The following is a 21743-nucleotide window of genomic DNA, read 5'->3' on the forward strand; positions in this document are numbered from 1 at the left end:
GTGCCTGCGAGCCTGCAGCCGCTATCGCCCGCTGCCCATCATCTGCAGATCGGCGCCGATTTCGACGTCCGGGTTGATATAACGCGGTAGCGCGGCAATGGCCTGCTTGGGCAATGGCTTGCAGTAGAGAAATCCCTGCGCCACCTCGCAGCCGTGCATGTCGAGAAACGCTGCTTGCGCCGCCGTTTCGACGCCCTCTGCGACGACGCGATGCCCGAGACAGTGCGAAATCGAAAGGATGGCTTTGACGAGCTCGGCGTGGCGAGAATCGTGCGTGACCTGTTGAATGAAGGAACGATCGATCTTGAGCGTATCGATCGGAAAGCGCGCGAGGTAGCTCAGCGCCGAATAGCCTGTGCCGAAATCGTCGATCGCGATCGAGGCGCCCATCCGTTTGAACGCGGAAAGCGTGCGCGTGACCGATTCGTCTTCTTCGAGCAGCAGGCTTTCGGTGATTTCGAATTCCAGCCATTCGGCGCGGCAGCCCGTTTGGTCGAGTATCTTCTCGACTGTTTGGACGAAGCCCCTCGCTTGAAACTGCCGTGGCGACAGATTGACGGCGACGACCCGGCGAGGACCGCCCGCGGCGTTCCACTCCGCCGCTGCGCGGCACGCCTCGCGTAGAACCCATTTGCCCAGATCGACGATCAATCCGGTCTCTTCGGCCACGGGCACGAATTGGTCGGGCGGAATAAAACCCGAACCGGCCCGATTCCACCGCAATAACGCTTCGACGCCGATGACCTCGGCATTGCGAAACGCCACTTGCGGCTGGTAGTGCAGTTCGAGTTCGGCGTTATCGATCGCGCGACGCAGTTCCGCCTCGAGTTGCAGGTTCGCATCGGCCTCGACGGTCAACTCGTTCGTATAGAAGCGGAAGCCTCGACGGCCGGAACGCTTCGCCAGGTACATCGCCGAATCGGCGTATTTGAGCAGATCGTCGGCATCGGTGCTGTCGATCGGATAGAGGGCAATGCCGAGACTGCCGGAAATGAACACTTCCCTTCCATGCAGCACGAAGCGCTCGCCGAGCCGGTTAATGATCCTCGCGGAGATCTCTTCGAGCGTGCGACGGTTGCGCGCATCGGGCAGGAGCACGGCAAATTCGTCTCCGCCAAAGCGCGCGACGATGTCGCCCGGCCGTACGCATTCGAGCAGCCGCTTGGCCGCTTCACGCAGCAACTCGTCCCCGACCGCGTGGCCCATGGTGTCGTTGACGCCTTTGAACCGATCCATGTCGATCATCATCACGGCCGTCAATCGATCCTGCGCACTGCCTTCCGTTGCACGCCGTAGCGCTTCGTTGAACATCGTGCGATTGGGCAGGTCGGTCAGCTCATCGAAATACGCCATGTGGTGAATCTTTTCGCGCGACGCGTGCAGCTCGCTGATGTCGCGACCGATGGCGAGCACGGTTTCCACCTGACCGTCAGCGCCGAACTCTGCTGTCAGCCGAATCATGTGGCACAACTGCTTGCCGTCGCCGGGCCGCCATTTCAACTCGAACTGTCGATCCATGCCCGTGTTGAACACTTGGGTGATCTCTTGCTCATAGCGCACGGCATCCGGTCCGCCCGGATATTCGGATGGCGTTTTTCCGAGCAAAGCGTTTGCGCCGCCCGGGGCAAATGTCAGGAAGACCGGATTGACGTAAAGGCGGCGAAGCTGCCGGTCGTAACGCGCCACCGTATCGGGCGAATGTTCGACGAGGGTTCGAAACTCGCGTTCGCGCTGCGATAATTCGCGCGCTTTGGCGCATAGCGTCGCGTTCAGCTCCAGAATTTTTTCGTATTGCGCCTGCAACTCGGCTTGAGCCCGATTGCGTTCCGTGATGTCCAAAATGGCGCCGATCAATCCCGCCGGACGGCCTTCCGCGTCGTAAAAGATCGCTTTCGTGAACTCGACCTCGCGGTCTTCCTTTTGCGCATTTCGGGCCCTGAACTCGTATCGTTGAATTCCGCCGTCCGTAAATAACTCTTCGTCCTTCTCGAAATAGGTTTTCGCCAGCTCATAGGGGTTCACTTCGAATACGGTTTTGCCAACGAACCGATCCTTCGAGATGCCCAGAAAATCCTGGAACGCCTGATTGAGCTGGAGATAGCGCCCTTGTCTGTCCTTTGAGAAAACGGGGATCGGAATCGTGTCCAGCAGCGACTCGAGATACGATTCGCGTTCGCGCAGCTGCGCCTCGGCGTGTCTGTGCGCCGTGATATTGAAGCAGAGCGCGAGCACGCCCACAGCCCCGTCCGCGGCCGGGTCCGTCGCGAGCTGAACCCGATAGTGTTGCGTCTGGTCCGTCGGCATGCCGTCAAACGCGAGCTCTATCTCGCGCGCCACGCCGGTCGCCGCGACTTCCCGGATCGCGGCCTGAAAGCGCTGATAGACCGGCTCCGACAGCAGCTCGGTTTCGCTCAGCAGAACGTGCGAGCCGCCGCGGTCGGCGCTCATCATCTGTATCGCCGCGCGGTTCAGGTAACGACGCCCGCCGTGCGCGTCGTAGCGGATCGCAGCGATGTGCAGATCGCCGAGAGGCACACGGTACGCGTCTTCGCTGGCGATTTCAGAGTTTTCCATGCGGTTCAAGGTGCTATTCGTCTAAGCATTACAGCTCAGGGTGCATTGCTGAATTGGCGTGTCATGGGTGCGCCATGGGTGCGCCGGGAGCTGTGCTATCGCCTGGATAACGGCCAAATTGAAGGATTTCTGAAGGCGTGCGGACAACCCTGGGCGCCATTGCCGGACGTTTGGCGTTTTCCGGGGCGGTGTGCCGGGCGCGTTTCCCGTGGCCGTCAAAGGAATCGCATGTGGGAATCGAGCCCCGCATTCGGCGAGGCGCCCGATCGGGCATTGATTCGGAACGCCGCGCTGAGCAAGCGTGGCTACGGTGTTTCAGTCGGCGCGGGGGCGCCTCAATGCGTCCCTTGCTTCGCTCGTTTCGGCTTCGCGACAGCCCCTGCGGCATTGAGCGCAACGGCCTCGCGGATGAGCGCTTTGAACGCGTCCGCGTCGATCTCTTCGCCCTCGTGAATATCGATCGCGCGTCGCGCGTTACCGTCGAGGCTCGAATTAAAAAGCTTTCGGGGGTCTTTCAGAGACGCGCCTTTGAGAAACGCCAGTTTCACGACGGCCTTGTACGATTCTCCTGTGCACAGAATGCCATTATGCGACCAGACAGGCGTGCCCATCCATTTCCACTCTTCTACGACATCAGGCTCCGCTTCCTTGATGAGCGCACGCATTCTGGCCAGCGTTTCACCGCGCCAATCGCCGAGGCTCGCGATTTTTTCGTCGATCAGTTCAGATGCCGGCCGATCTTCCGTTGCAGTCGCTTTCTTCAAGTTTTTTCTCCAACGCTTCGATGTTTTCGATTGATTGCGAGGCGCTTTCCCCTTGTAACTTTCCCCAACTTTCCAAAGAAACAAAGGCGAGCGCCGATCGAACTTCGCGAATCGACGCTGCGCCGGTCAGTATGATGCACTGTTTTCAATTCGGAATCGGGAAATCGATCTCCGTGTCGTTGACCCGGTTGAACAGATTCGTGAACGAAATCAGCGCAACGGCCAGCAGCGCTTCGACGATTTGCGCCGGCGTGTAGCCCGCTTCACGCACGGCGGCCAATACCGCAGCGTCTACGGTCCCTTGCGTCCCGGCAACGGTGCGCACGAACGTGACGAGCGCGTCGCGCCGGGCGTCGCCGGTCGCTTCGCCTGCACGAAGCTGGCGCAACGTATCGGGCTGCAAGCCGGCAAGCTTGCCCACCAGCGAATGCGCCGCTACGCAATAATCGCAGCCGTTGAGCGAACTGACTGCAATCCGGATCGCTTCGATATCGGGTTTGCTCAGTTGGCCCTGCGCAAGCACTGCGTCACCGTCCACCATGAGCCCGAGTGTGGCAGGGCTGTAGCTGCCGATCACCGCATATGCGTTCGGTAATTTTCCTGCTGCCTTGCGAATGCGCTCGAACAGGGCGTGCGCGGCGTCGGGCGTGTCTTCGGCGCCAAGAGCGGGAAGTCTGGACATAATGGGCTCCTTGTTGTCATTCAGGGTTAAGGCCGCTTGATGCGGTAGGTGTACTTTAAGAACGCGGGCCTTTTTGATGAATGCTCGCGCGGCCCACAAACATGCTCGATCGTTTCAACCTACGGAGTCCTATGGATCTGGATCTGCTCGATAGACTGTTGAGCCTTGGGGCGGTTGACGGGCGTCTCGATGAGCGATGCGAACTGCGCGCATCCTCGACGGTTGCGCAAGCGCGCAGCGCGCAACGCGAGATGCCGTACCACGCGTTGCTCGCCGGTTCTGCCGTGGTGGAAGGGCCAGGGCTGGAGCCGACGATGCTGCATGCAGGCGATGTGCTGATGTTGCCGTCGGGCGAGGCTCATACGATCGTGAACCGGGCGGGCGGCGTGGCGCCCGGGCGCAGCCGGGGGGAAGCGCCCGAGACGGTGACGCTTTACGAGGCAGGAGGCGCGGCGACGATCCTGCTGTGCGGGCGGTTCCTGATGACGCCCGCGGCGTGGCGGCTGTATCGTTCGTTGCTGCCGGACTACGTCATCGTTCGCACGAACGCCGACATGAAGCGCATGGCGAGTTTCGGCGGGAACGGTGAAGCCGGTGAAGTTGGTGAAGTTGGTGAAGTTGGTGAAGTTGGTGAAGCGCCCGACCAACAAGACAGCACTTCATCACGCCTGAGCCGGCTGCTTGCGCTGATGAAAGAAGAAACCGAGCACGCGCAGCCGGGCCACGCCGCGGTACTGCGCCACCTGTCCGCGGCACTGTTCGGTATGACGCTGCGCGCGGCGATGCATGGCACGCAAGCGCCTGCCGGCATGCTCGCGCTGGCGGCGCATCCGCGCCTGTGCGAAGTCGCGGTGCAAATCGTTCGCGCGCCTGCGCAGGCATGGACGATCGAGGAAATGGCCGGGATCGCCCATATGTCGCGCTCATCGCTGATACGCAGTTTCGGTGCGGCAGCCGGGATGACGCCGGCCGAATTCGTGACGCGCGTGCGTATCGCCGAAGCAAGTCGATTGTTGAAAGACACCGAACAGTCGGTGGCGGCGATCGGCGAGGCGGTTGGCTATGCGTCGGAGGCGGCGTTTCAGCGGGCCTTCAAACGAGAAACCGATTTGACGCCGGCCGCTTGGCGTGCCGTACCGCTGCCACCGACCGAGCCACCGCGGCCGCCGCGTTTCGTGTCGCTCGGCGGCACTGTGGAAGTTTGAAGTTGCCGCGCGTTTGCAGCGAAGGCTCAGCCCTTCAAACCGCGAGTGCGTCGCGACGTGGCCGGGTGCTTTTGGCCGCGACGGGCGCCTGCGGGCGCGAGACATCTTCGAGCGCCGGCATCGAATCGAACAATTCGCCGATCCATTCGGCGAACACGCGCACTTTTGCGGAAAGGTGGCGGTTATGCGGATACACGATGGAAATGGGCTTCGGCTTCGGATTGAAGCCCGCCATGACTTCCTTCAACGAGCCGTCGAGCAAATGGGGCAGCACCATGAAAAGCGTGGGCTGGATCAATCCGAAGCCTTCGATCGCACAGGTTACGTAAGCATCGGAATCGTTGACGGTCACGAGACTGTCCATTTTCGCTTCGACGGGCTTGCCGTCGATGAGGAAAACCCAGGGGACGGGCCGGCCCCCGTGCGCCGCGCGAAAATTCACGGCCTGGTGCGAGGCGAGATCTTCGATGGTCTTCGGTTCGCCGTGCTTCGCCAGGTAGCCCGGCGAGGCGCACGTGACGCGCTTGAGCATGCCGATGCGCCGCGCCACCATCGATGAATCCTCGAGCGGGCCGACGCGGAGCATGCAGTCGACGCCTTCTTCGATCGGATCGACGGGACGGTCCGACAACCCGAGATCGAGCGTGATGTCCGGATAGCGCTGGTGGAACGTCGACAATGCGGGAATGACAATGCGCCGCCCCAATGCGCTCGGCATGTGAACGCGCAATGCGCCGCTCGGCTTGCGATTGCCGGCCTGAAAACTCGCATCGGCTTCGGCGATTTCCCCGATGATCTTGATGCAATGCTCGTAGTACGCGGCGCCGTCGGGCGTCAGCGAAAGCCGGCGCGTCGTCCGGTGCATGAGGCGCACGCCGAGATACGCTTCGAGATTCTGGATGATCGTCGTCACCGATGCGCGCGGCATGCCCAGCGTTTCTGCCGCACGCGTGAAGCTGTTGGCGTCGACGACGCGCGTGAAGACTTCCATTGCCTGAATGCGATCCATGCTCGCTCCGATGGGTGACCAACGAAACAGCATAGTCTGCCACGTACCGCAGATTCAAGCTCGTCGTTAATGACATGCGCGGGTGTAACGCGACGCCCAGCGCGTTCGTTCGCGCTTGCATGGCGGTGATGTTGTGCTGCATGCGGCGCATGTCGACGATGGCCGCGGGCGCGTGCAGCGCAACGAACTGAGCAACGAGATCGGCGCCGCGGAGCCGCGGCGCCGGATCGAGAGCAGAAAGCGGATAGTGCTTACCGGAAGTGCTCTACGTGTGTTTGCAGCCATTGCTCGAAGCGAAGCGGCTTGCGGCCGAGCAGCCGTTCAACCGTGTCGGTCGCTTTCGCGGCGCGGCCTGCTTTCACCTGCTCGTAGGCTTTGACGACCGATGCCGCGATGGGCTGTGGCAGACCGGCCCGTGTGAGATTGTCGGTGGCTTGTTCCAGCGTGATGTCGGCGCAGCGCAGAGGACGATCGATCGCTTGCGAGAGCAGTGCGACCTGCTCGGGCACGCTGATGATTTCCCCGCCTGTCAGCACCAGTTCCCTCTCGGTCAAGGAGGCATCCGTCAGCGCGCGCACGGCGACGGCCGCGATGTCCTCCGGTGCGATCGGCGCAGCGCGTCCGTCGCCCATCGGATTGGGCACGACGCCACTCGCGCGAACGCTCGGCAGCCACAGATAGGCGTTGGACATGAAGCCGGTAGGCCGCAGGAAACGGCCGTCGAGCCCGGCGGTGCGAATGATGTCTTCCTTCTCGCGATGGAGGCGGCCGAGCAGCGTATCGGGCGCGCTTTCTACCATGTGCGTCGAGAGGAACACGACGCGTCGAACCCGCTTGGCTGCCACGCGCGCGATCAATTCGCGGAAAGTGTCTGCGCTGCCGACATTCATCAGGAACACGCCTTCGACGGGGCCATCGAGCGCAGCCGAGAATGCGTCGGGCGTGTCGTATTCCCCGGCAACGACGTCCACGCGTCCGTTCCATTGCGCCAATTTAGACGGATCCCGCACATAAGCCCGAACCGCATGGCCCGCAGCCAGCATTTGGGCGACGATCTGACTGCCGACGTTACCGCTTGCTCCAGTGACTAAATACATGGTGGTTCTCCTTCTGGTAATTGAAAATTGAACGCTTTCAACGTCTGCCCGAAAGATTGGCTATTATTTGCAACAATTGATAGATATCGAACAATCCGTTGCTGACGTGGAACAATCCGTGGGGGCGATACATGATCGATCTGAATGAACTGCAGTGTTTTGCGCACATTTGCGAAGCGCAAAGCTTTACGGTGGCCGCCGAGCGCCTCGGCCTGCCGAAATCGAGCGTGAGCCGCGCATTGTCGCGACTGGAGCAGCGTTTGGGGGTGCGGCTCATCGAGCGTACGACACGCAGTCTGATGTTGACCGAAGCGGGCGAACTCTATCTCGAGCGCTGCAGGCGGATGTTGGAGGAGGCGGAGCAAGCCGATCTTGCGATCGGCGCGATGCATGCTCAGCCTCGTGGGCTGTTGCGCGTCGCTACGTCGGTACCGTTTGCGCGCTTTGCGCTTGCGCCGGTGCTCGGTGATTTTTTGGCGGCATACCCTGAGGTGCGCGTCGATCTGCAACTGCTGGCGGCCGAGCATCGCGCGAGCGATGCGGCGCCCGATGTGGTGATCGGTCCGGCGCCGGGCGCCGATTCCACGTTGCGAGCGACGCCGCTGTTTCGGGTGCGGCTTGCGGCCTATGCGAGCCCCGCGTATCTTGCCGGACGGCGCATGCCGAAAATACCGGCCGATTTGCGCGAGCATCATTGCATTACCGGGCACTGCTCCGCGCAGGGGCTTGCGCCCGGTTTTTCCGCGTGGCGAATGCAACGCGGTGCTACGCGCCAGGAAGTGCGCTTCGAGCCGCGCGTGATCGTAGCCGATCCCGCGATCGGCTACCAGGTGGCGTTGAGCGGCGGTGGCGTTACCCTGCTCAAGCCTGAGGCGGCGCAACACGATATCGATGCGGGGCGGCTCGTGCGACTGTTGCCCGATTGGGAGATCGAGCCGTTGCAGCTCTATGCGCTGCATGCATCGCGCTTGAGCGCATCGCCCAAGGTCAACGCGTTTATCAGCTTTCTGCGCGACCGGTATGGGGTTGGCGATTGGAGTTCGGACGCGGTCAAGTCACGGCCATTCCGGGCGCAGCATCGGCACGACTTGAAATCGAAAATGGGTCGGAAGGTTGCAGGCGATGGCGACCTTCGCCAACAACAACGCCGGGTTCGATCCGACATCGTCCGCGAATCCGATCGTGACTGATCCAACGTTGCTAGCCGCACCAGCGCTACTTCGAAGCCGGGCCACTCGCAGCGCGCGTGCCCGAAGCCGGCGATACCGGCGATAGTGCCCGGTATTGCTCGCGCCACTTCGCCAGATCGCCGTTCCATTCGGGAGCGAGCTTGATCAGTTGCGTGGCCGAAGCGGTGCCAAACGACATCTGCGCATCGGCAAGCGCGCGAATTTCATTCTTTTCGGCAGGCGACGACAAGAAAGCCGAGAAGGCCGGCAAGTCGCGCGCATATTCCGTTTCGATTTGATCGATTGCCTCGCCCTCCATCGTGGTCGCCATATTCATCATGATCGGTGCGATGGCCCAGCCACTCGCATCGCCACCCGACTTAGCCGCATCCTGCTGCCATTGCACCATCAGCAGGATCTGGCGGGACATCAGCAAGATGGCGGCGCGGCGCTTGACGACATCGGGTGCGGGAACCGGCATCGACGAGGGCGCTGGCACTGACCCTGGCATCGTGCCGTCGGCGGCGGCACGCAACTGCGCCTTTTGCATCGAATCGAATTCGATGACGGTCAGCCGGTTTTGAAACGCCAGAAAGCGACGGCCAATTTCCGTCGAGTAAAACCGCAGCAAGATCTCCGCGTCTGCGTGCGACAAATGCTGCGCGTAGCTATTCGCGAGCGCGTCGCGATACATGCGCTGCAATTCCGATTGCACGCTTTTGATTCGGAATTCACGGCGCCGCGCACAATCCTGCATGATCGTTCGCCGCATCGGTTCCCAGCGCGGGTCCGTCTCGTTCCACTTCGGATTGGTCGGGTCGAGCGTGCGAATGTTGCGCGCGACGCAGGCGGAAATCTCGGCGGCGGCATCGGCGTCCGTCTGCGTGTTCGCCTGGGCCGGTTTGAGTTGCTGCTCTGCCAGCAACCGTTCGATCTGATTGGGGTCCGCGGCGGACGTGCGTGACGCCTCCCCAGTCGCGCTCACCTGCTGCCGAGGTTGTAGCGAGAACGCAGGGGCATCCAACGGGGGCGCAGTCTGCGCAGCAATTTGCCAGCATTGCAAAGCGATGCCCGCGCCGATCGACGCGATGCGACGATTCATGGCGATTCCCCGTACGAAAGGTTCGTTGTAGTCGTTGGAAGGCCGGTCGTTGGAAGGCCGGTATGCCGCGGTGCCTGTGCGCCGCGCGTTCCAGGGCTGCACCTCGAAATTGTGATGGGCTGGGGCACCGCCGTCTGAGCGGCGCCGCACCGTTAGCCATCCAGTTATTGATGAGTGTAGTTCACTATTGAATCAAAAATTGGCTACTTTATGGCATTAGTGCGGAAGTCCAGAATGACGTCCGTGGCCTGAAAACAGACGCCCGTCTGCCAAGCAAGGGCCGAAACGTCTTCCAATCTGGAGAAAGAAAATGAACGCATCCGTTACCCGTCGAACCCTTTCCGGCAAGGTCGCTCTGGTGACCGGCGCAAGTTCCGGTATCGGCCGCGCGAGCGCCGTTGAACTCGCGCGCCGTGGCGCCAAGGTCGTCGCGAGCGCCCGTCGGCAATCGGAGCTCGAACAACTTGTAGCCGAGATCAGGCAGGAAGGCTTCGAGGCGTCTGCGGTCGTCGCAGACATCAACGTTGAGCAGAGTGTCATCGACCTCGTTGCCAAGACGGTTTCGACCTACGGACGCATCGACATCGCATTCAACAACGCTGGGACAGAAGGCGCGTTCACGCCGTTCGTCGAGCAGACCAACGAGACGTACGACACCATCTTCAACGCCAATGTGCGCGGCGTTTTCTGGTCGATGAAGCACGAGGCCAAAGCCATGCTGGCGCAAGGAGGTGGAACGATCATCAACAATGCCTCGATGGGCGGCGTGATCGGCTTCGGTAATGCGGGGCTCTATATCGCGAGCAAGCACGCGGTGTTGGGCCTGACCAAGACCGCTGCGATCGAGCTATTCAAGCAAGGCGTGCGCGTCAACGCCGTCAATCCCGGCATCATCGACACGCCGTTCCAGGATCGCATCTGGCCGGATGTCGAAGCGAAGCGGGCTTTCGCAGATTCGACTATTGCGGGCCGGGCCGGTTCGCCCGAAGAGATCGCCGCGGTCGTGGCGTTCCTCGCTTCCGATGACGCTTCGTTTATCTCGGGGCATGGCCTGCTCGTCGACGGCGGGTATTCGATCGCCTGATCGGCCCAAGACGGCGCGGAAGTGTTGTGCTGGTCCGATGTTCTAACGGCGGTATGCGAGCAATCGACCCGGATCATCGCAACCGGTGATTACGGGCACCAGGCGCGGAAGCGGGCATTCAAGGCAACGCCCACCAAGTGGGCAGCAGCCGTCTGACTTCCGCGCGCCGGAAGCGGTCGTCGATCAAATGCAAGACGCCGACGTCCGTTTCGGTGCGGATGACACGCCCCGCCGCCTGTACGACCTTTTGCAAGCCGGGATACAGGTAGACATAGTCGTAGCCGCTACCGAACCTGGCATCCATCGTGCGCCGCATTTCTTCATTGACCTCGTTGACTTGCGGCAGTCCGAGCGTGGCGACGAACGCACCGATCAACTGCTCACCGACGAGGTCGACACCTTCGGAGAAAGCGCCGCCCAGCACGGCCAGTCCGATCCCGCTGCCGGCCGAGCGGAAGCGCGCGAGAAACGCATCGCGCGCCGCTTCATCCATGCCGGGGGCTTGAGTCCAGATCGGCACATCGGGATGTCGCTGCTGCATCAGCGTTGCCACCCGCTGCAAATAATCGAAGCTGCTTAGGAAGCCTAAGTAATTGCCCGGTTGCTCGGCATACTGGCGTGCCATGAGATCGGCGATCGGGATCAGCGAGCGTTCGCGATCGCGCCAGCGCGTGGAGACATGAGCGGCAATATGAACGCGCAATTGCTGAGGGCGGAATGGGCCGTCGACGCTCATGAAAGCCGCCTCTTCGGGCAACCCCAGCATGTCGCGGTAGAAGTGCTCCGGCGCCAGCGTGCCGGAGAACAAAACGGTAGTGCGTGCGAGCGCGTGCCGTGGCGCAAGGAAATGCGCCGGAACGACGTTGCGCACGCACAGCGCAGACGAAACCTTGCCGCGGTCCGCTGCGGCCTTTGCGCTCAAGCGCACATCGAACACCGAATGCGTGCCGAATTGTTCGGACAACGAAACAAAATGCATGGCATCGAAGAAGACACGCAGCAGGCTGTCATCGATCGAAAGTGGCGCGTCGGCCAGATGGTCGGTCACCGCGCCAATCAGGTTTTGAGCGGAGGACAAGACGCGTGCGGGGACTTCCGCGTACGCCTGATACGCGTTCGTCTGCGTCCGATTGAGCGCGTTCCACTCGCGCTGCAACCGCTTCAGCGGCTCTTTAAGCACGTCGGGCGCAGTTTTTCCGGCGGCTTTGAATGCGCTTTGCTCGATCGAGGCCGTGTACATCTTGCGCGCGCGCTCGAGCAGGTTGTGCGCTTCGTCGACGAGCACTGCGACGGGCCACTGATTGATACGGGCGAGCGCGTAGAGCAGGGCGCTGCTGTCGTAGTAGTAGTTGTAGTCGCCGACGACGACATCGCACCAGCGCGCGAGCTCTTGTGCCAGGTAATAGGGGCAGACGTCATGGGCGAGCGCTGCCTGACGCACGGTTTCCCGATCGAGGCGGTGGCTTGCAAGCGCCGCTTCCCGTGCATCCCCAAGCCGGTCGTAAAAGCCACGCGCGAGCGGGCACGATTCGCCATGGCACGACTTGTCGGGGTGCTCGCAGGCCTTGTCGCGTGCAACGAGTTCGAGCGTACGCAGCGGCAACGCATCGGCGTGGCGATGCAATGAATCGATCGCGTCGAGCGCGAGCGCTCGGCCCGGCGTCTTCGCCGTGAGAAAGAAGACGCGTTCGACGTGCCCTTGTCCGCACGCCTTGAGCGCCGGAAAGATCGTGGCGAGGGTTTTGCCGATGCCGGTCGGCGCTTGCGCCATCAACGCACCGGCATCGCGCGCCGCGCGATAGACGGCCACGGCCAGCTCGCGCTGTCCACTGCGAAACTCGCCATAAGGGAACCGAAGGCGATCGAGTGCCGCGTTGCGTGCCTCGCGATGTTCGCTCTCGCGCATGGCCCAGCCGAGGAATCGCTCGCACTGATGCTCGAACAAGCTGCGCAGGGCGCACGCCTCGTATGACTGCGTCAACACGGTTTCTTTGCGTGAACCGATGTCGAAATAGACGAGCGCCACGTTCAATCGTTCGAGCGCTCGCGCCTGGCAGAGCAGGTGCCCATAGACGAGCGCTTGCGCCCAATGCAGCGCGCGATGATTCTCGGGCATCGTCTCGAGCTGCCCGCGATAGGTTTTGATTTCCTCGAGGCGATTGAGTGCGGGATCATAACCATCGGCCCGGCCGCGCACGGTCAACTCGCCATAGGCGCCGCTCAGTGTCAGCTCCGATTCATACCCGGCAGCCCGCCGCGAAGTCACTACCGCATGGCCTTCCATTCCTTCGAGCGCAGTGGGCGACGGCGTGAAACGCAGATCCAGATCGCCACGCTTGGCCGTGAACTCGCACAGTGTCCGGACCGCGACGATGTAGCTCATGGCAAGGCCGCTACGGTGTCGAAGGCGGGCGCTTGTGCCCAGCGCACGTCCAGCACTCGCACGGGGATGCCGTGCGCGATGCAATAGCGCAGCCAGCGTGTTTGGTTGTCTTGCAGCTTGTCGCCCGGGCCTTTGATTTCGATGAACTCGTAGCGCTGCTCGCGGGGCCAAAACCGGACGAGGTCGGGCAGGCCCGAGCGGTTCTCGCGAATGTCGGCGAGCAAGCGCATAAAGCAGAGCTTCAGGTGAGTCGCGGGCAGACAATCGAGCGCATGGTCGACGAGGTGAGGCGTCAACATTCCCCAAAATACGAACGGCGATTGCAAGCCGGCTTTGACTTCGAGGTGATGCCGAATCGTCGCCTGATAAGCGCTGCTATCGAGTTGCGCAAGGCAGTTCGCGAACATCTGCTTGCGACGCGCGAAGAAGTCCGGCGCGTGCAGATCGGCCGGCCCGCGTTGAAACGGATGGAAGAATGCGCCCGGCACGGGCGCAAACACGGCTTCCCAACACAGCAGACCGAACAGCGAATTGATCAGGCCGTTTTCGACGTAAAACACCGGAACGTCATCGGTATGGAGATGATCGCGAACGACGTATTCGACGGCGAACGGCTCGTCGGGGTAAGGCAGTACGATCGTTTCGCGCTCGATTGCGCGCTCGCGGGCGGCGCGCTCCGTGCTCCGTCCCAACGCCCGGTGCAGTCTCGGCAGCATGCGAGCAACGCGCTGGGATTCTGCCTCGCTTTCGGGTTCGCGCATCGCTTGGCCCGCCAGTTCGAGCGCCTCGGCGAAGCGCCCCTCGCGTTCGAGCACCCGCATGCGCCGATGCCTTGCACCGGGCCATGCGCTGCCAGCATATGCGTCGAGCGCAACGGGCCAATGTGCAAGCCGTTCGGCGTGATGACCGATCCGAAACAGCAATTTTGCGCGTCGCATTTCGAGCCAGGGATTGTCGATGTCGACGCCCTTCGCCGCGCCGAGCAACTGCGCAAGATCGTCCGCTTCGACGAGCGCATCGAGCGCAGCGCGGCATGCATGCAGCGAGAGATAGCCGTCGATATCCGCGCGCGAGCGAAAGGCGCGAGCCGACATGGGAAACGGCACGGACTCATATTGATAGATGCCCAAATCGGCGAGCACGAATTCTGTCCAATCCTGGTGCAGGTTGCCGAAAAACATGAGCCGCAGCCGTTCGCACAGCGCAGCGATCGTCGTGCGCAATACCGTGTCCGTTTCGTTGGTGTTCGCGCTCCATTCACGATAACGCCGTGGCTCCGGGTAAGTGTCGCGAAGCACGTCCAGCCAGGCAGCCTTGCTCAGATGTTTATGACTGGCGGCCGATGGCAACATACGCGCGAGTTCGGGGCGCGTGGCGAGCGAGAACAGTTCGTCGATCGTGACCGGCGCGTCCGTGTCCACCCACCCGAGCGCGGCCAGCGGCGCGGCCGCCGCCAGCGGGCAACCGATTTCTTCGTAGACGAGCCGGCTCGCGCGAAACAGCGGCCCCTGACGCATCAACATGCGCACGAGCAGCGCGCGCGACTGCAGCGGCAGACCGGCGAAGTCATGCAGAAAGTCGCGCTCGCCCATGTCGAGCAAATCGTCGTAGCGCTCAGCGATCCACGCCAGCGCACGCTCGAAATTCGACAAGTAATAGGGCGAGGGAGCGGTGGAAAGCACGACGGTTCTGCGGGGCTGTATAAATGTACAGGGATGATAGCAAATTCGGCCACAGCGGCGGCCGATCCGCGCTGCGCGGATAGGTTCGATTCGGCACCAAGCGCGTGCTGCGGCGATAATTCGGTCAACCGTGCTCGTATGCACGTGGGCGCCGCCTTCTCCAACTCGCTCGGATACCCATGAACACATTGACGCGCATCGCGCGCTTTCTCGGCAACCGCCCGCGCATCGTTATCGCCGCGGCGCTCGGCATCCTGGCATACCTGATCGAGCCGTGGCAGCTGCGTCCCATTCAGCGGGCGCTGCTCGCATGGGACGTTGGCATGTGGCTTTACCTCGTCATGATCTGGGTGCTGATGATGAGGGCCAGCCCCGCCGATGTGCAACGGGTGGCCGAGCGCGAGAACGAAGGCGCGACGGCCGTGCTCGCCATCATTACCTGTGCGGCGATTGCGAGCGTGGCTGCAATCGTGGTCGAGCTATCCGCCACCAAGGGACTCGGGCCGAAGCAGGCGGGCATCAACTATGCGCTCACCGGCGCGACCATGCTGGGCGCCTGGCTGTTGATTCCGACGGTTTTTACATTGCAGTACGCGCGCTATTACCACCAGACACGCGAACATGAGGCGTCGTTGAAGTTTCCGGATCAAGACGAACCGCTTGATTACTGGGATTTCTTATATTTCTCATTCACGATTGCGGTTGCATCGCAGACATCCGATGTTTCTTTATGTTCGAGTCGCGCGCGACGCACGGCGCTGGCTCAATCGGTTTTGTCGTTCTTCTTCAATGCCGCGCTATTGGGGCTTTCGGTGAATATCGCGGCGGGGTTGTTGGGATCGTAATACGACGGAGAAGGGGCTCTCTGTGCGTTGCTGGCCGCCGTTCGCGGCCAGCAACGGCGGCCAGGGCGATGTCCCGGCTGCCGATCAGCGCACCTTCACCGCATCTGCGGCGTCTCCCGCGCACGCAGATCGAACACGAGCACTTCCGCCGCCTTACCTTCGGTCAGCGTCAGCGCGGTCTCGTCACGGAGCTTGGCGCCATCGCCCGCAACGAGCTTGACGCCGTTCAGCGTGACCTCGCCGCTGGCCACATGCACGTACGCGTACCGCTCGGCCGGTAGCGACAGCGACGCCGTTTGATCGCCGTCGAGCTTGGCGGAATAGACGCGTGCGTCCTGCCTCAGCGTCAGCGATCCGTCGGCCCCGTCGGGCGAAAGCATGAGCCGCAGGTTTCCTTGCTTCTCTTGCTCACCGACGTGCATCTGCTGATAGCGAGGCGGCGCACCCAGCGCCGCCTCCGAAGGCAAAATCCAGATCTGCAGAAAATGCACGGGGTCGGTGGACGACGGGTTGTATTCGCTATGCGCGACGCCCGTACCCGCACTCATCAGCTGCACGTCGCCGGGCACGATCGTCGAGCCGGTGCCCATCGAGTCCCGATGTTCGAGCGCGCCCTCGAGCACGTACGAGAAAATTTCCATGTCGCGATGCGGATGACGGCCAAAGCCACGTCCCGCAGCCACGCGATCGTCGTTGATCACGAGCAGATCGGAAAAGCCCGCTTGCTCCGGGTCGAAGTAGTTGGCGAACGAGAAGGTGTGGCGCGAGCTCAACCATCCATGCTCGGCGACGCCGCGATCGGTAGCTTTCCTGATTTCGATCATCTTTTTCCTCCGAAACGTTAGGACGCCGAACGAATGAAGCAGGGTTGGCGTCGATGGGTACAGAGTCTAGGCCAACGTTTCATCGATCAGAAGACCTACGGCGCGGACTCACCGTCTCATGGATGGGACAATCGGCGGGTGGTGCGGCAGGCGGCCCGCGCGCAGTTCTCGCGCGAGGCATTTGCGTTCAGCCTCACGCACAGCTAGCCGCCGAGCCTGGCCCGCGCCTGCTCGCCCAAATAGCGCCAAAGACGCTCTGCAACGGGCCCATGCGGCCTGTCGCTGCAGCGCGCGATGACGATGTCCTCGCTCGCACCGGGAAGATGACGGCCGGCGAGCGACCGCAGTCGATCCCTGCGCAGGTCGTCTTCGATCATGTATCGAGGCAAATGACCCCAGCCCAAGCCCTGCAGAATGATTTCGCGCTTCATCGACTGATCGGCGACGGTGCATTGCGGAGCGCCGTCGATGACGAAGTAATTGCGTGAAGGTGTGTGGCGCGCCGTGTCGCGCATCACGCATTGAGTCAATTCGCGCAGATGGTCGGGCTTGACCGTGCGAGGCAAACCGGCCGGCAATAGGGCGGGCGAAATGACGGGGATGAGCCCGACCTTGCAGACATCGATCCATTCGATGCGCGGGTTGGCCTTGTCGACGACGTGCACGATCAAATCGGCATCGCCGTCGAGCAGGCGTTCCTGGGGCCCGGTGACGGCCTCCACATGGAGATGCATCCGCGTGCCCGGGCAGGTTCTAAAAAATTGAGAGAGCAGTTCGAGCGTCTGTTGCCTGGGGCACAGATCGCCGATGACGACGTGCAATTCGCTTTCGTCTCCCATCGCCAACTGCGCAGCGTAGGTGCGCAGCCCATGGAATTCGCTCAGCAGCGTTTGGGACTTGCGATGCAAGGCGCGTCCCGCGGCCGTCATGCGCACGCGATAGCCGCTGCGATCGAGCAACTCGAGGCCGAGTTGCCGCTCGAGTCTGGCCACGGCCGCGAACACGGCCGGGTGCGATCGATGCAGTGCGGCGGCGGCCGCTTGAAAGCCGCCTGCGCGGACGACGGCGTCGAAACACTGCAAATCGTGGAGCGTGAATTCACTCATGTCGATAGATGTCGGAGTGCCGTTGAAAGACATTACAAAGAATATCAAAACTTTGTAATGTCTTTCGTCGAGCTGCGCGCCTACGATGCTTCCTGTCGAACCGAGTCACTCAACGCTCAATGAGGAGGGTTTTCATGGAAGGTCTATCGTTCTTCACCACGGGCGACGGCGCCCGCATGGCATATCGCTTCGACGGTCGTGCGGATGCGCCCGTGCTGATGCTGTCCAATTCGATTGCAACTTCTTTGCACATGTGGGACGGCGTGATGCCCGATCTGGCCGAACACTTTCGCGTGTTGCGCTACGACACGCGGGGCAACGGCGCGTCCGATGCCCCCGCCGGGGCTTATTCGCTCGATCGATTGGGGCGGGATGTGATCGAGTTGCTCGATGGCCTTGGTCTCGAGCGCGTCCATTTTCTTGGGCTATCGCTGGGCGGCTTTATCGGTCAATGGTTGGGCGTTCGTGCACCCGAGCGGATTGATCGTCTCGTGCTCAGCAATACGTCGGCGCACCTGGGGCCGCCGCAGGAATTCGATCGTCGCATCGCGGAGCTCACGGGCGACGTCGATATGCAAGCGATTGCGGAGGGCTTCATCCGCAACTGGTTCCCGTCGAGTATGGTCGATGCGCGATTGCCCGTGGTCGAGTCGTTTCGGGAGATGGTGCTGCAAACATCGCCGCAAGGGCTGGCCGGCAGCTATGCGGCCGTGCGCGACACTGACTTGAGCCGCATCGTCACGCTCGTTACGCGACCGACGCTCGTCATCTCTGGGGAGCATGACAACGTCACGGCGGCAAGTCACGGCGAAGCGATTGCCGCGGCGATACCGGGGGCGCGTTATTTGGTGTTGCCTTGCGTGCATCTGCCGAACGTCGAGTCGGAGCGCGCGTTTGTCGATGCGGTGCGGGCGTTTCTGTCGGGCGCCGCATAGGCCAAGGGCCATACAGCCTGCTAACCGGCACCACCAAATAGCACTTCGAAGCCCATCTGGCACAGTGTGAGCATGTCCTCGGGATCGATGCGCCGATCCGAGGGAATCGTTACCGCTTCACGGAGAAGATCGTTCACCTCGGAGAACAGCTCACCGACGCCCGCGCTGACGGACTTTCGCTGTGCGTCCGTCAGCGTGCCCTCGAGGTCCTTCCAGATCGCAGCAAGTTCATCTTCGATCGCGCTGCCGAAAAGGTACATTGCATCGTAGATATACAGCACATCTTGAGCGCGTTTTTCCCGAGCCCGATCGTCACGAATCAGCAGCTTCTGGATCATGAAGCTCACTGGGTTGGGGATGCGAAGATCGACGACTGCTTCGCCAAGGCCCGAATCTTCAGCCGGGATTGTCACGAGCCAGGGCGCATGTAGCAGCACTTCCAGGTGGCGCAGCTTCTGGGCGACCACGCCACCATTTGCCTCGGTGGCGTTCAATTCAAACTGCTTTGTTGCCTTGTTACGTCGCAAGGGGCTGCCCGTTAGCGGCGTCAGGAATTCGGCGTAGAAGCCGTTGGCCGCGTCGCCAAGCGTGTAGCGCATCGCGGGAGGACGGAAGCCACCCGCGAAATTCGGCTCCTCCCGGAAGCCGGCGCCAACGAGTGCTTTTTTGATGTCGCCATCAAGAGCATTCTTTTCCGGAAAGGCGACATCGGCGTCCTGCGTGTAGATTGCCGCGAAGTCTGGCTTGGAAGCACGCGGCTCGTAGCGGTAGAGCCGATACGCCCAGCCGCCAATGAACACGATTTTGGAGCGCCATGGTTCTAGCGTCACGGCCAGTTTGCTGAATTCCTCGAAGTCGCTCACGCGTTATCCCCGATCACGGTTGCGAGAATACCGTTCTCCAGTTCCGAGGCCAGTTCGGCTCCTCGGGCCGGATGCGCGGAAACATCGAGCCAGGTTTGGAGGATGTCCGTCACCATGATGCCGTCGCGAGAGACCGCACCTCGCATCAGTGACTGCGGGAAACCGGGCTCCTGGAGGATCAGGTCGGGACGCTCGCCGTCCTTGGCGAGGCGCAGCGCCCGCCAGGTTTGCGCCTCTTTCAGATTGTCCACCCACACGGTTGGCACCACGCCCTTTACATGGCCATAACCGAGTGCTTCGGCTGCGCCGAAGAGGCCGACAATGCCCGTGTGCTTTTTCAGGAGCTTTCGAAGCAGATCATCCGGTGGCGCAGGCAAAGCGAATTTCATCGCGAGCGCCAGCGGCGGTTTGCGATACTCGGCTTTCCAACGATCGGCCAGTTGGCGGCGACGCACCAGCTTTAGATAGGGCGACAACTCCAGAAAACCTTCCGCTTTCAGGGCATTGACCAGCCGGGTGGCGGTCATCGTAGAAACGCCGGCTGCACGCGCTAGTTCTGTAGCCGTGCTGTAGCGCACAGGCGCCGCCGCGATCAGGTCTGCATGCTTGATATCGGCCGCCAGCAGTAGCTTGATCATCCACTGGAAGCGATCCGTGAACACGACGCGCGGTGGCGCGCTATGGACTGTGCGGTGCGGGCTGGTAAGGTGCCCGGGGCGCTCGGTAAGACGCAGGCCGGGGAATTCGACGTACTGCGTGCCGTCCATGGAGAGCAGAGCGAAGGGCTCGCGATTTCCGTTGGCCTGATGGAAATCAACGAGACGGTCAGTTAGAGATCGGGAGGCACTGCTGACCCAGATCAGGACTGCAGGACGAACGCGGGCTTTTCGTGCACGCGTGCGGGCCTCGAGCAGCGCCTGTGCAAAGAGTGCGGTGACCCGGTCGGGACGCCCTTCGTGCAACGACTTGAGCACGGCGTGATAGCTTTGTCCCTCCTTATCAACGAGGAGAATATCCTCCGTTTGAGGTCCGCTGGCCGCAGGCACCTTGAGGGTCCACCCCGTGTCCTCGAATAGCTCGCGGAAGGCGTACAGCCCCCTGGCCTCGGGGAGTGTGTGCAGAAGTGGATCCATATTGCGCTCTCATGGCCATGTGAATTCACATGGCCGAGTTAAATCACATGGCCATGTTACCCCGCGCTTCCCGTGACTGCAATACCGGTTGCATCTCGATGATTGCCAGTCCGCATCCGAAGACAACATGCAAGCGAGGTACGACAACGGAAGGCCGGATGCGACGGGCCGAGAAAACGACAGTGGGCGCGTGGTCCTGGCGGCCGGCGCGGCGCGCGGCCTATCAGGCCGGCCGCGGTGCCGATTGATCGTCGGCGGGTGCGGTATCAGCCGCTTGGACGTGCAGCTTGGCGACCGTGCGGCCGGCTTCGCGCCATGCATCGATGCCGCCTTTGAGCGGCAATACATCGCGAAAGCCCGCTTCGACCAGCTTCTTCGCCATCCAGGCCGCCGACACCTCGTTCGGACACGAGCAATAGATGACGATCTTCTGATCGGGGCGGTAGTCGGCGACGATTTCGTCAAGGCGGTGTTCGTCCGCGAAGCGCGTGCCCGGGATGATGTAGGGATCGAGCTGGCGTTTTTCGTCGGAACGGATATCGAGGATGACGGGAGCGCGTTCGCCCGAGATCAGTTCGTCGAGCTCGTCCACGAGGATTCGCGCATCGATGAGTTTTTTATTCAGCGCGCGCCGCCTCATCCAGCGATAGCCCGCGTAGACGGCAAGCAGGCCGGCCACGACGAATAAACCGGCATGGCCCAGGCGAGCCACAGCGCCGAACATCCAATCGACCTGGCGCGACACCAGAACGCCGATCATCAAACCCAGCGCGGCCCAGATGGCAGCGCCGATTCCATCGTGTGCAACGAATGTGCGATAGGGCGTACCGACGGCGCCAGCCATCGGCACCGAAAGCAGCGACAACCCAGGCACGAGCTTCGAGACGGTCAGCACGCGTACGCCCCAACGCCCGAAAAAGCGCTCGGTTTTCTTCACGCAGGTGTCGCGCGACAACGACAGGCGGCAGAGCGTCTTGAGGGTTGCGCCGCCGTAGTAACGGCCCGCGAAGAACCAGACGCTGTCGCCGATCACCGACGCGAACACGGCGAGCACGAGCACGGGCAATAGCTGCGCGCCGATCGAAACCGGGTGCAGTGCAGCCATGGCGCCGAACAAGATGAGTGTCGGCATGGCGGGAACCGGCAGCCCTAGCGAAGCCGCCAGCGCATTGACGAACACCAGGGCGGACCCATAACGCACTACGAGATCGTGGAGCATCGAAAATTTCCCGGCGGCAGGCAACCGCTTTCAGAAGGCCGTATTGGCGGATTATGCCGCGTTCGAT

General features: G+C 62.0%; 18 protein-coding genes. 5 read left to right on the forward strand and 13 right to left on the reverse strand.

All coding sequences use genetic code 11. The features are described from left to right. Nucleotides 1-21: 21 nt before the first annotated feature. The 3 genes from C0Z19_RS21215 to C0Z19_RS21225 form a co-directional block, all read right to left on the reverse strand. Nucleotides 22-2574 carry a sensor domain-containing protein gene (locus tag C0Z19_RS21215; RefSeq protein ID WP_199180789.1) on the reverse strand — a complete coding sequence of 851 codons (2553 nt, stop codon included), beginning with the start codon at nt 2572-2574 and terminating at the stop codon, nt 22-24. 335 nt (nt 2575-2909) lie between these two features. Next, nucleotides 2910-3338 (reverse strand): DUF1801 domain-containing protein, encoded by a 429-nt coding sequence (locus C0Z19_RS21220; protein WP_102611809.1) that lies wholly within the window; start codon nt 3336-3338, stop codon nt 2910-2912. Between the two features lie 145 nt (nt 3339-3483). Beyond that, a complete protein-coding gene (locus C0Z19_RS21225) occupies nt 3484-4020 on the reverse strand; it encodes a carboxymuconolactone decarboxylase family protein (RefSeq protein ID WP_102611810.1) in 537 nt (178 codons plus the stop codon). Between the two features lie 131 nt (nt 4021-4151). Between C0Z19_RS21225 and C0Z19_RS21230 the strand changes: the two genes are divergently transcribed. Further along, complete coding sequence (locus C0Z19_RS21230; RefSeq protein WP_158243034.1) at nt 4152-5225, forward strand: AraC family transcriptional regulator; 1074 nt, start codon at nt 4152-4154, stop codon at nt 5223-5225. A 34-nt stretch (nt 5226-5259) separates the two neighbouring features. On the opposite strand, the gene C0Z19_RS21235 is transcribed toward C0Z19_RS21230, so the two are convergent. Further along, a complete protein-coding gene (locus C0Z19_RS21235) occupies nt 5260-6234 on the reverse strand; it encodes a LysR family transcriptional regulator (RefSeq protein WP_102611812.1) in 975 nt (324 codons plus the stop codon). 251 nt (nt 6235-6485) lie between these two features. Then, nucleotides 6486-7331: an NAD(P)H-binding protein gene (locus C0Z19_RS21240; protein WP_102611813.1), complete on the reverse strand. Its 846-nt coding sequence runs from the start codon at nt 7329-7331 to the stop codon at nt 6486-6488. A 131-nt stretch (nt 7332-7462) separates the two neighbouring features. Between C0Z19_RS21240 and C0Z19_RS21245 the strand changes: the two genes are divergently transcribed. After that, nucleotides 7463-8521, forward strand: coding sequence for a LysR family transcriptional regulator (locus tag C0Z19_RS21245; RefSeq protein ID WP_146012111.1), 1059 nt, complete (start codon nt 7463-7465; stop codon nt 8519-8521). Between the two features lie 25 nt (nt 8522-8546). Here C0Z19_RS21245 and C0Z19_RS21250 read toward each other — a convergent pair whose 3' ends face one another. Then, on the reverse strand, nt 8547-9602 hold the full coding sequence (locus C0Z19_RS21250) for a DUF2059 domain-containing protein (RefSeq protein WP_102611815.1): 1056 nt from the start codon (nt 9600-9602) through the stop codon (nt 8547-8549). Nucleotides 9603-9912: 310 nt separating this feature from the next. Here C0Z19_RS21250 and C0Z19_RS21255 point away from each other — a divergent pair, with 310 nt between their 5' ends. Further along, complete coding sequence (locus tag C0Z19_RS21255; protein WP_102611816.1) at nt 9913-10686, forward strand: SDR family NAD(P)-dependent oxidoreductase; 774 nt, start codon at nt 9913-9915, stop codon at nt 10684-10686. A gap of 118 nt (nt 10687-10804) precedes the next feature. Here C0Z19_RS21255 and C0Z19_RS21260 read toward each other — a convergent pair whose 3' ends face one another. Together C0Z19_RS21260 and C0Z19_RS21265 are read right to left on the reverse strand one after the other, a co-directional pair. Beyond that, entirely contained in the window at nt 10805-13069 is a 2265-nt protein-coding gene (locus C0Z19_RS21260; RefSeq protein ID WP_102611817.1) for an ATP-dependent DNA helicase, read from the reverse strand. After that, a complete protein-coding gene (locus C0Z19_RS21265) occupies nt 13066-14751 on the reverse strand; it encodes a VRR-NUC domain-containing protein (protein ID WP_102611818.1) in 1686 nt (561 codons plus the stop codon). Before C0Z19_RS21265 ends, C0Z19_RS21260 begins: the two co-directional genes overlap by 4 nt. Before the next feature lie 188 nt (nt 14752-14939). On the opposite strand from C0Z19_RS21265, the gene C0Z19_RS21270 reads away from it, so the two are divergent. Next, nucleotides 14940-15596 carry a DUF1345 domain-containing protein gene (locus C0Z19_RS21270; RefSeq protein WP_102611853.1) on the forward strand — a complete coding sequence of 219 codons (657 nt, stop codon included), beginning with the start codon at nt 14940-14942 and terminating at the stop codon, nt 15594-15596. Nucleotides 15597-15691: 95 nt separating this feature from the next. On the opposite strand, the gene C0Z19_RS21275 is transcribed toward C0Z19_RS21270, so the two are convergent. Next, entirely contained in the window at nt 15692-16420 is a 729-nt protein-coding gene (locus tag C0Z19_RS21275) for a pirin family protein (RefSeq protein WP_102611819.1), read from the reverse strand. A 203-nt stretch (nt 16421-16623) separates the two neighbouring features. Then, nucleotides 16624-17526 carry a LysR family transcriptional regulator gene (locus C0Z19_RS21280; RefSeq protein ID WP_102611820.1) on the reverse strand — a complete coding sequence of 301 codons (903 nt, stop codon included), beginning with the start codon at nt 17524-17526 and terminating at the stop codon, nt 16624-16626. A gap of 134 nt (nt 17527-17660) precedes the next feature. Here C0Z19_RS21280 and C0Z19_RS21285 point away from each other — a divergent pair, with 134 nt between their 5' ends. Further along, complete coding sequence (locus C0Z19_RS21285; protein WP_102611821.1) at nt 17661-18461, forward strand: alpha/beta fold hydrolase; 801 nt, start codon at nt 17661-17663, stop codon at nt 18459-18461. Nucleotides 18462-18481: 20 nt separating this feature from the next. Here C0Z19_RS21285 and C0Z19_RS21290 read toward each other — a convergent pair whose 3' ends face one another. The 3 genes from C0Z19_RS21290 to C0Z19_RS21300 form a co-directional block, all read right to left on the reverse strand. After that, nucleotides 18482-19324, reverse strand: coding sequence for a GSU2403 family nucleotidyltransferase fold protein (locus tag C0Z19_RS21290; protein WP_102611822.1), 843 nt, complete (start codon nt 19322-19324; stop codon nt 18482-18484). Continuing rightward, on the reverse strand, nt 19321-20457 hold the full coding sequence (locus C0Z19_RS21295) for a MurR/RpiR family transcriptional regulator (protein ID WP_102611823.1): 1137 nt from the start codon (nt 20455-20457) through the stop codon (nt 19321-19323). The genes C0Z19_RS21290 and C0Z19_RS21295 overlap by 4 nt, the downstream gene beginning before the upstream one ends. 223 nt (nt 20458-20680) lie before the next feature. Beyond that, nucleotides 20681-21676 carry a DedA family protein/thiosulfate sulfurtransferase GlpE gene (locus tag C0Z19_RS21300; RefSeq protein WP_102611854.1) on the reverse strand — a complete coding sequence of 332 codons (996 nt, stop codon included), beginning with the start codon at nt 21674-21676 and terminating at the stop codon, nt 20681-20683. Nucleotides 21677-21743 lie beyond the last annotated feature (67 nt).

This window comes from Trinickia soli (genome assembly GCF_002879855.1).
GTDB classification, from domain to species: domain Bacteria; phylum Pseudomonadota; class Gammaproteobacteria; order Burkholderiales; family Burkholderiaceae; genus Trinickia; species Trinickia soli.